This is a genomic window from Pseudomonas sp. CFII68 (assembly GCF_000416195.1).
In the GTDB taxonomy this organism is placed as follows: Bacteria; Pseudomonadota; Gammaproteobacteria; order Pseudomonadales; family Pseudomonadaceae; genus Aquipseudomonas; species Aquipseudomonas kilonensis.
In genome coordinates, this window is record NZ_ATLN01000120.1 from 94,065 (window position 1) to 103,918 (window position 9,854).

9 protein-coding genes and 1 riboswitch are annotated in these 9,854 nt (G+C 63.5%); of the genes, 3 read left to right on the forward strand and 6 right to left on the reverse strand.

Annotated elements, in window-relative coordinates; genetic code table 11:
• Positions 1–14 precede the first annotated feature (14 nt).
• Entirely contained in the window at positions 15–1,097 is a 1,083-nt protein-coding gene (gene leuB, locus CFII68_RS04640; protein ID WP_018612426.1) for a 3-isopropylmalate dehydrogenase, read from the forward strand.
• Positions 1,098–1,151: 54 nt separating this feature from the next.
• Complete coding sequence (gene asd / locus CFII68_RS04635) at positions 1,152–2,264, forward strand: aspartate-semialdehyde dehydrogenase (protein ID WP_003203857.1); 1,113 nt, start codon at positions 1,152–1,154, stop codon at positions 2,262–2,264.
• 322 nt (positions 2,265–2,586) lie between these two features.
• Here asd and CFII68_RS04630 read toward each other — a convergent pair whose 3' ends face one another.
• Genes CFII68_RS04630 through cobO form a run of 6 tightly spaced genes read right to left on the reverse strand, consistent with a single transcriptional unit; the run spans position 2,587 to position 8,607 of the window.
• Positions 2,587–4,038 carry a cobyric acid synthase gene (locus CFII68_RS04630; protein WP_018612429.1) on the reverse strand — a complete coding sequence of 484 codons (1,452 nt, stop codon included), beginning with the start codon at positions 4,036–4,038 and terminating at the stop codon, positions 2,587–2,589.
• Complete coding sequence (gene cobD / locus CFII68_RS04625) at positions 4,035–5,027, reverse strand: threonine-phosphate decarboxylase CobD (protein WP_018612431.1); 993 nt, start codon at positions 5,025–5,027, stop codon at positions 4,035–4,037. The genes CFII68_RS04630 and cobD overlap by 4 nt, the downstream gene beginning before the upstream one ends.
• Positions 5,020–5,928, reverse strand: coding sequence for an adenosylcobinamide-phosphate synthase CbiB (cbiB, locus tag CFII68_RS04620; RefSeq protein ID WP_018612433.1), 909 nt, complete (start codon positions 5,926–5,928; stop codon positions 5,020–5,022). The genes cobD and cbiB overlap by 8 nt, the downstream gene beginning before the upstream one ends.
• Positions 5,925–6,575 carry a 5,6-dimethylbenzimidazole synthase gene (bluB, locus tag CFII68_RS04615; protein ID WP_018612435.1) on the reverse strand — a complete coding sequence of 217 codons (651 nt, stop codon included), beginning with the start codon at positions 6,573–6,575 and terminating at the stop codon, positions 5,925–5,927. The genes cbiB and bluB overlap by 4 nt, the downstream gene beginning before the upstream one ends.
• Positions 6,572–7,969 (reverse strand): cobyrinate a,c-diamide synthase, encoded by a 1,398-nt coding sequence (locus CFII68_RS04610; RefSeq protein WP_371103555.1) that lies wholly within the window; start codon positions 7,967–7,969, stop codon positions 6,572–6,574. The genes bluB and CFII68_RS04610 overlap by 4 nt, the downstream gene beginning before the upstream one ends.
• Positions 7,970–7,980: 11 nt before the next feature.
• Positions 7,981–8,607 carry a cob(I)yrinic acid a,c-diamide adenosyltransferase gene (gene cobO, locus CFII68_RS04605; RefSeq protein ID WP_018612438.1) on the reverse strand — a complete coding sequence of 209 codons (627 nt, stop codon included), beginning with the start codon at positions 8,605–8,607 and terminating at the stop codon, positions 7,981–7,983.
• A 79-nt stretch (positions 8,608–8,686) separates the two neighbouring features.
• Positions 8,687–9,054, reverse strand: a riboswitch (cobalamin riboswitch).
• Between the two features lie 154 nt (positions 9,055–9,208).
• Between cobO and CFII68_RS04600 the strand changes: the two genes are divergently transcribed.
• On the forward strand, positions 9,209–9,793 hold the full coding sequence (locus CFII68_RS04600) for a hypothetical protein (RefSeq protein ID WP_018612440.1): 585 nt from the start codon (positions 9,209–9,211) through the stop codon (positions 9,791–9,793).
• Positions 9,794–9,854: the final 61 nt, after the last annotated feature.

A 9,854-nucleotide genomic window follows, 5' to 3' on the forward strand; every position in this document is an offset into this window, starting at 1 on the left:
CAAACGAGGAAAGCATGAGCAAGCAGATTCTGATTCTCCCAGGTGATGGCATTGGCCCGGAAATCATGGCCGAAGCGGTCAAGGTCCTGGAGCTGGCGAACGACAAGTACGGCCTGGGCTTCGAACTCAGCCACGACGTGATCGGCGGCGCGGCCATCGACAAGCACGGCGTGCCCCTGGCCGATGAAACCCTGGACCGTGCCCGTGCAGCCGATGCCGTGCTGCTGGGCGCCGTGGGCGGCCCGAAATGGGACAAGATCGAACGCGACATCCGCCCCGAGCGCGGCCTGCTGAAGATTCGCGCGCAACTGGGCCTGTTCGGCAACCTGCGTCCGGCGATTCTCTACCCGCAACTGGCCGATGCATCGAGCCTGAAGCCGGAAATCGTCGCGGGCCTGGACATCCTCATCGTCCGCGAGCTGACCGGCGGCATCTACTTCGGCGCCCCGCGTGGCACCCGTGAGCTGGATAATGGCGAGCGCCAGGCCTACGACACCCTGCCGTACAGCGAAAGCGAAATCCGCCGTATCGCCCGGGTTGGCTTCGACATGGCCCGCGTGCGTGGCAAGAAACTGTGCTCGGTGGACAAGGCCAACGTACTGGCTTCCAGCCAACTGTGGCGTGAAGTGGTCGAGCAGGTGGCCAAGGATTACCCGGACATCGAGCTGAGCCACATGTACGTCGACAACGCCGCCATGCAACTGGTGCGTGCGCCGAAGCAGTTCGACGTGATCGTCACCGACAACCTGTTCGGCGACATCCTGTCCGACGAAGCGTCGATGCTCACCGGTTCCATCGGCATGCTGCCGTCGGCCTCCCTGGACGCCAACAACAAGGGCATGTACGAGCCGTGCCACGGTTCTGCGCCGGACATCGCCGGGCAGGGCATTGCCAACCCGTTGGCGACCATCCTGTCGGTGTCGATGATGCTGCGTTACAGCTTCAACTTGAACGATGCCGCCGACGCGATCGAAAAAGCCGTCAGCGTGGTCTTGGACCAAGGCTTGCGCACCGGTGATATCTGGTCGCAAGGTTGTACCAAAGTCGGTACGCAGCAAATGGGCGATGCAGTAGTCGCCGCGCTGCGGAATCTGTAATCTTTCGGGCCCACCGCTCCGACGGTGGCCCACTTTTGTATAGGTGTAGTTGCGATGAAACGTGTAGGTCTGATCGGTTGGCGCGGCATGGTCGGTTCCGTGCTCATGCAGCGAATGCTGGAAGAGCAGGATTTCGATCTCATTGAGCCGGTGTTTTTCACCACTTCCAATGTCGGTGGCCAGGGCCCGTCCGTGGGCAAGGACACCGGTGCGCTCAAGGATGCCTACAGCATCGAAGAGCTCAAGACCCTCGACGTGATCCTGACCTGCCAGGGTGGCGACTACACCAGCGAAGTCTTCCCCAAGCTGCGTGAAGCCGGCTGGCAGGGTTACTGGATCGACGCCGCTTCCAGCCTGCGCATGCAGGACGACGCAGTGATCGTCCTCGACCCGGTGAACCGCAAGGTCATCGACCAGCAGCTGGACGCGGGTACCAAGAACTACATCGGCGGCAACTGCACCGTCAGCCTGATGCTGATGGGCCTGGGCGGCCTGTTCGAAGCCGGACTGGTGGAGTGGATGAGCGCCATGACCTACCAGGCGGCGTCCGGTGCCGGCGCGCAGAACATGCGTGAGCTGATCAAGCAGATGGGCGCCACCCACGCCGCCGTCGCCGATGACCTGGCCAACCCGGCCAGCGCCATCCTCGACATCGACCGCAAGGTCGCCGAGGCGATGCGCAGCGATGCCTACCCGACCGAGAACTTCGGCGTACCGCTGGCCGGCAGCCTGATCCCCTGGATCGACAAGGAACTGCCTAACGGCCAGAGCCGCGAAGAGTGGAAGGCCCAGGCCGAAACCAACAAGATCCTGGGTCGCTTCAAGAGCCCGATCCCGGTGGACGGCATCTGCGTGCGCATCGGCGCCATGCGCTGCCACAGCCAGGCGCTGACCATCAAGCTGAACAAAGACGTGCCGATCGCCGACATCGAAGGGTTGATCAGCCAGCACAACCCTTGGGTCAAGCTGGTGCCGAACAACCGCGAAATCAGCATGCAGGAGCTGAGCCCGACCAAGGTCACCGGCACCCTGAACGTACCGGTGGGCCGCCTGCGCAAACTGAACATGGGTTCGCAATTCGTCGGTGCCTTCACCGTCGGCGACCAACTGCTGTGGGGCGCGGCCGAACCGCTGCGTCGCATGCTGCGGATCCTGCTCGAGCGTTGATCGATTGCTGCGGTGAAAGAACCCGTGCCTTGTGAGAGGTGCGGGTTTTTTTATGGAGCTGGATGCATGGGATCAATTGTGGGAGCGGGCTTGCTCGCGAAAGCAGAGTGTCAGTCACTAGTTTTTAGCTGGCACACCGCATTCGCGAGCAAGCCCGCTCCCACATTGGATGTTCAGTGGTCACAAAACCTGTGGGAGCGAGCTTGCTCGCGATGAGGCCAGCCCAGCCACCCTAAATCCCACAGAACCCACACTAAATCTGCTGAGCACACAAATCCCCTGTGGGAGCGAGCCTGCTCGCGATGAGGCCGGTACAGCCACCTCAAATCCCACAGAGTTCACGCAACAACCGAGTATCCAAATGCTGTTCCACCAGATCCGCCAACCGCTCGATGTCCCGCTCGCGCAACCCGTGGTAATCCACCGCCTGCACATCCTGCAACCCGGCCCAGCGCAACAACGCGCTACTGGCCGCCGGCGATTCAAAGAGCCCATGCAGGTAAGTGCCGAACACCTGCCCGTCGAGACTCTGGGCACCGTCGCAACGGCCATCCTCCAGATGCACCGCGGGGTTTTCCAGGGCCGAGCCAGTGGTCACGCCCGCGTGGATCTCGTAGCCGCTGACCTCAGCCTCTTCCAAGGCCAGTCGCCCGCGCACATTGCGCAATTGCTTCTCGTGTTCCAGCGTCGTTTCGAAATCCAGCAGGCCCAACCCGGCACTGGAACCGGCCGCACCTTCGAGGCCCAACGGGTCGTGGACCTGCTGGCCGAGCATCTGCAAACCACCGCAGATGCCCAGCAGCTTGCCACCGTAGCGCAGGTGACGATTGATCGCCGCTGCCCAACCGTTGGCGCGCAAGTAGGCCAGGTCGCTGCGCACGCTTTTCGAACCGGGCAGGATGATCAGGTCGGCCGCCGGGATGGGCTGGCCGGGGCCGATGAATTGCAAGTCGACCTGCGGGTGCAGGCGTAGTGGATCGAAATCGGTGTGGTTGCTGATGCGCGGCAACACCGGCACCACCACCTTGAGCACCTGTTCAGCCTTGTCGGTTTGGCGCTGGTCGAGGCCGTCCTCGGCTTCCAGGTGCAGGTCCATCACGTACGGCAACACGCCGATCACCGGTTTGCCGGTGCGCGCTTCCAGCCAGTCCAGGCCCGGTTGCAGCAAGGCGATGTCACCGCGAAAACGGTTGATGATGAAGCCCTTGACCCGCGCCTGTTCACTGGGTGAAAGCAACTCCAGGGTACCGACCAGATGAGCGAACACCCCGCCACGATTGATATCGGCGATCAGCAGCACCGGGCAATCCACCGCCTCGGCAAAGCCCATGTTGGCAATGTCACCGGCACGCAGGTTGATCTCGGCCGGCGAGCCGGCGCCCTCCACCATCACCACCGGATACGCCGCGCTCAAGCGCGCGTGGGAGGCCAGCACGGCTTGCATCGCGATGGCTTTGTAATCGTGATAGGCCACGGCATTCATGGTGGTCACGGCACGGCCATGGATGATCACCTGGGCGCCAGTGTCGCTGTTGGGCTTGAGTAGCACCGGGTTCATGTCGGTGTGCGGTTCCAGCCCCGCCGCCTGGGCCTGCACCGCCTGGGCGCGACCGATTTCGCCGCCGTCGGCCGTCACGGCGCTGTTGAGGGCCATGTTCTGCGGCTTGAACGGCACCACGCTTACACCCTGGCGTCGGACCCAGCGGCATAAAGCCGTGACCAAGGTACTTTTGCCGGCATCGGACGTGGTGCCCTGCACCATCACTGTGGTCATCGGGTGTCCTTGGCGTAGGCCTCTAAGGCCTGTTCGAGGCGCAGGAATTCGCTGTCATCGGCCGGCAGCCCGAAGCGCAGGCTACTGGTGTTGGTAAACAAGCGCAGGAGAATGCCGCGATGGGCCATGAAATCATGAAGCCCCAAGGCGTGTTCGGTGACCAGCCATTGGAACAACCCGCAGCCGCCCTGCGGCTTGAAGCCGTGGCGTTCGAGCATCAGCGCCAGGCGTTGGCTGGTGGCTTCGCAGCGTTGGCGCTGGTATGCGTGGGCATCAGTGTCCAGCAGGCACGCCTGGCCCAGCACCCGGGTCGGCCCGCTGACGACCCACGGCCCGACCTGTTCGGCGAGCAACTTGAGCAAGCGGCGCTCGGCCAATACAAACCCCAGGCGAACCCCGGCCAGACCAAAGAACTTGCCGAACGAGCGCAGCACGATCAACCCGACCAGATGGGTGTGCGCCGCCAGGCTCAGCGCCGGCGTGACGTCCATGAAGGCCTCATCCACCACCAGCCAGCCACCGCGCTGGGCCAGGCGCGCATGCCAGTCCAGCAAGCGCTCGGGCGCCAGGCTCAGGCCCGTGGGATTGTTCGGATTGACCACCACCAGCACGTCGAGGCTGTCGAGAAAGAAATCCACCTCCGACTCCAGCACTTCGCGCACGATGTAGCCGCTGCGGCGCCAGGCTTCGGCGTGCTCGGCATAACACGGCGACAAGACACCGACCTTGCCGGCCCGGCGCAGGCGCGGCAACAGCTGGATGGCCATCTGCGAACCGGCCACCGGTAGCACATTCAGCGCGCCGTAATAATCGCAGGCGGCCTGTTCCAAGCCGTCATCGGTTTCCGGTAAACGCGCCCAGGCCCGCAGGGGAATCGCCGGGACGTTGAACGGCCAAGGCGCCAGACCGCTGGACAAGTCGAGCCAATCCGCTTCGGCAATGCCGTATTGCCGGGCTGCGTTGCGCAAACGGCCACCGTGCTCAAGCATAAAACTCAGCTCCCAGGCAGAGAATCAGCAGCCATAACCATACGCCGCGCTGGACCAATTGCCAGCCGCGATCAATGGCGTCGGCACTCGCCGGCACGCCTTCGCCCAGCGCTGGACGTTGATGCAGCTCGCCGTGATAAACCGCCGCCCCGCCCAGCTCGACACCCAGCGCTCCGGCACCGGCGGCCATCACTGGTCCGGCGTTGGGGCTGTCCCAGGTCGGCCCCTGGGTGCGCCAGCACTTGAGCGCCAGGCGGGTTTTGCCGAGCAGCGCGTAGGTCAATGCCACCAGGCGCGCCGGAATATAGTTGAGCCCATCGTCGATTTTTGCCGCCGCCCAGCCGAAGCGCTCGAAGCGTTCGTTGCGATAACCCCACATGGCATCGAGGGTATTGCTCAGGCGATACAACACCACGCCGGGCGCGCCGGCCACGGCGAACCAGAACAACGCGGCGAACACCGCGTCGCTGCCATTTTCCAGCACCGATTCGGTGGCGGCGCGGGCCACGGCGGTTTCATCCAGCTCAGCCGTTTCGCGGCTGACCAGATAGCCGACACGCTTGCGCGCCTCCTCCAGATCGCCACTGCGCAACGCCCGCGCCACCGGCTCGACATGTTCACCGAGGCTGCGCAGGCCGAGGGCACAGTACAGCGCCAGGATCTCCACCAACCAGCCCACCATCGGCGCCCACGAAAGGGCCGTGGCGAGCAAGGTCAACGGCACCACGGCGATGATCCACGCCGTCACCCCATGGCTGCGCCAACCGCGTCCGCCGGAATTGAAGCGCTGTTCGATGCGATCGGCAAAGCCGCCGAACGCCACCAGCGGATGCCAGCGCCGGGGCTCGCCCAGCAGCGCATCCAGCGCCACCGCGGCAGCACTGAGCAACGCCACACTCATGGGCTCACTCCCCAATGGTTTTCATACAGCAGTTCATTGAGCGGACGCGGTTGCGCCCACCCTTCCAGGGCGAGCATCGGCGCCGGATAAAAACCCTCGACCGGGCCCAGGCAGAGGATCGCCAGCGGCTTGGCCCCGGCGGGCAGGCCCAGCAGGTCGGCCAGGGCCTGGGGTTCGAACAGCGACACCCAGCCCATCCCCAGCCCTTCGGCGCGGGAAGCCAGCCACAGGTTCTGGATCGCGCAGGACAGCGAGGCCAGGTCCATTTCCGGCAAGGTCCGCCGACCGAAGATGTGCCGCTCGCGATCCTCCATCAACGCCGCCACCAGCACTTCGGCGCAGTCGTCGATCCCTTCGACCTTGAGCTTCATGAATTCATCGCTGCGCTCACCCAGGGCCTCGGCGGTGCGAATGCGTTCCTGCTCCACCAATTCGCGGATCTGTCCACGCAAGGCGCGGTCACTGATGCGGATGAAGCGCCATGGTTGCATGAGGCCGACGCTGGGGGCCTGGTGCGCGGCTTCCAGCAGGCGGCGCAGCAAGGCCGGCTCAACCGTGCCACCGCTGAAGTGGCGCATGTCGCGGCGTTCGGCGATGGCGCGGTAGATAGCGTCGCGTTCGGCCTGGGAGAAAGCGGTGTCGGTCATGGCCTCTTCGCGAGCAAGCTCGCTCCCACATTGGCTAGCGTTGCACTTGAGATCACGGGGTCCCCTGTGGGAGCGAGCTTGCTCGCGATAGCGGTCTCAGGATCAGGCGCAAACAACGCAGCAATCGCCTTGGGATTGGACGGAAAATAAAAATGAACATAGGAGGCCGTCATCCGCCCCTGCCGGAAAACCGCCTCTGCCCCTCGCCCGCCATTCGGACTATGGCCACGGGCAATCGGTTCAAGCTCGGTGCTGGTCAGGGAGTGATGATAGGTATGCCCACGCAAGGTGCCTTCCGGCAAATCCACCGCTTGCAGCGCCAGGGCTGCCAGGCGTTTTTGCATCTGCGCATCACCGGCCAGCAAACCCAGCAGTTCGGCGCGCACGCCTTCGACGTCGGTCAATGAATCGAGCAGATACAACATGCCGCCGCATTCGGCGAGCAACGGTTTGTCGGCGGCCTGGTGAGCACGGATCGCCGCGAGCATCGGCGCGTTCTCGGCCAAGGCAACGTGGTGCAGTTCCGGATAACCGCCAGGCAAATAAAGGCTGTCCGCCTCGGGCAGTTCGCTGTCATGAATCGGCGAAAAGAAACACAACTGCGCGCCCATGGCCCGCAGCAGATCAAGGCTGGCGCCATAGGTGAAGGCAAACGCTTCGTCACGGGCCACGGCGATGCGCACCCCGGCGAGCCACGGCTCAACAGCGATCACCTCAGGCGCGGCGAACTCCACCGCTGGCGGCAGCGCCACTTCGCAACTGCCGGCCAGGGCCTCGGCGGCCGCGTCGAGGCGCGCGTCCAAGTCGTTCAACTCGCTGGCCTGGACCAACCCGAGATGACGACTGGGCAATTCGATGCCGGTTTCCCGGGACAGCGCGCCGTACCAGCGCAGGCCTTCGGTCAGGCTGCCTTCAAGCAATTGCGCGTGGCGCAAGGTGCCGACCCGGTTGGCCAAGACCCCGGCGAATGGCAGGTCCGGTTGATAACGCGCCAGGCCCAGGGCCAGGGCGCCGAAAGTCTGGGCCATGGCCGTGCCATCGATCACCGCCAACACCGGCACGCCAAAATGCCGCGCCAGGTCGGCGCTCGACGGGGTGCCGTCGAACAGCCCCATGACCCCTTCGATCAGGATCAGGTCCGCTTCAGCAGCGGCTTCCCACAACAGCCGGCGACTTTCCTGCTCACCGACCATCCACATGTCCAATTGATAGACCGGCGCGCCACTGGCCCGCTCCAGGATCATCGGGTCGAGAAAATCCGGGCCGCATTTGAATACACGCACCTTGCGTCCCTGGTTGCGATGCAACCGGGCCAGCGCCGCAGTGACGGTGGTCTTGCCTTGGCCCGAGGCCGGCGCTGCGATCAGCACCGCCGGACAGTGGCGGCGGGTCATGACGGGTTCGCTCACAGTTCGACGCCTTTCTGCGCCTTGATACCCGCTTGGAACGCGTGCTTGATCATGCCCATTTCAGTCACGGTGTCGGCCAGCTCGATCATCTCGGGCTTGGCCCCACGACCGGTCACCACCACATGCTGCATCGGTGGGCGGGCCTGCAGATCGCTCAGCACCTGATCGAGGTCGAGGTAACCGTGCTTGAGGGCTATGTTCAACTCGTCGAGCACCACCAGGCCGATGGACGGATCGCTGAGCAACTGGCGCGATACCGCCCAGGCGGCTTCGGCGGCAGCGATGTCGCGCTGGCGATCCTGGGTTTCCCAGGTGAAGCCTTCACCCATGACGTGAAAGCGCACCTGCTCCGGGAAGCGGCGCAAGAACAGCTCTTCACCGGTGCTGTTGCGCCCCTTGATGAACTGCACCACGCCGCACTGCATGCCGTGCCCCATGGACCGCGCAAGCATGCCGAACGCCGAGCTGCTCTTGCCCTTGCCATTGCCCGTCAGCACCAGCAACAAGCCGCATTCATTCGGCGAGTTGGCGATGCGCTCGTCGATCACGGCTTTCTTGCGCAGCATGCGCGCCAGGTGGCGTTCGTCGCGATCGGACGTGTCAGTGACGAGGGAGTCGGTCATGGGAAGCCTCCGTTTGGGATTGGATAACGGCGGGCGGGCACACAAAAAGACGGCAACAAGCCTGGCATCGCCCACCGTGATGCCGTTGGATGAATCAGGCCGGTCTCCGGGCTCATGAGCGGCGTGGTGCCTGGCTGCGCGCCTTCCCATGTCTGCGACACAGTGGTGAGTGGCCTGTGTGGCGAGTTCTGTCAGTCAACTTCGGCGTCAGAAGTCCATATCCTGCGTTGCTGCTCCTCGCCATAGCGGGCTATGACTCGTCGCAGCGCCTTGGCTATGGACTTCTGACATCCGAATTTGAACTGACGAACTCACCACACAGGCCACAAGCGCAGCGTTGACTCATTTACCGTTGCGGGGGCAGCGCCGGGTTCGTGTGCACTCACCGGCTTCCCTGTTTCACTCTGTCGACCGCAGCCACAGAGCACCTGAAACAAGCGGCGAAGGTTAGAGGGTTGGGGGTGGAGCGTCAATTAAAGCCGCCTGTCGGGGCGATCATTGGCGCCGATCAATAAAATGACGCCAATCTTGTGGGATTCTGCGGCAAGTGATATCAAAGCGACATTACGACCCGATATCACAAGAACAAGAGGGCAAAAGCATGCAAGGCATGATCATCAGCAATCCAAAATTGGAATTCCTGCGCCCGGCGCTGGAACGCTGGTTTGACTGTATCGACCGCTACAACGCGGTGCGTGGCGATAACGACACGCCTTATTGGTTCGATGAAAAAGCCAACCTCGGCTTGCTGTCGGCCGCAGCCTGGATGGCTGAGATGGTCACGCTGCAGAACGCCCCGACCCGCAAGCAGAATGAAGAAGGCGAACGCAACGTCAGCGCCGATCTGTTCATCGCCAGCACCGAGGAGCGCGCCTTCATCCAGGCCACCCAGCGCTGGCCCAAGGTCAGCAACCTGAACCTGACCCAGCCGCTGCTGGAAGCCACCAGCGATGCCAAGCGCATCAGCTACGCCAGCGATCTGAAGCTGGGCTGCCTGTTCGTCTCGCCGCAAAAAGCCCAGCAAAGCGCCACACCCGAAGAATTGCAGGACATGATCGACGACCTGCAGAAGGAAAACACCTGCGCCGTGGCCTGGTACTTCCCTTACGCCTACCGCAAGTTGCGCAACGAAGCCGGGCATTACCACCCTGGCATTGCGGTGCTGTTCAAGCAGGCTCATGGTTGATTCGTTCAGCAGGGAACGGTGAGAGATCTGGTGTGGGAGATTCTATGGTACGGGGCTACCC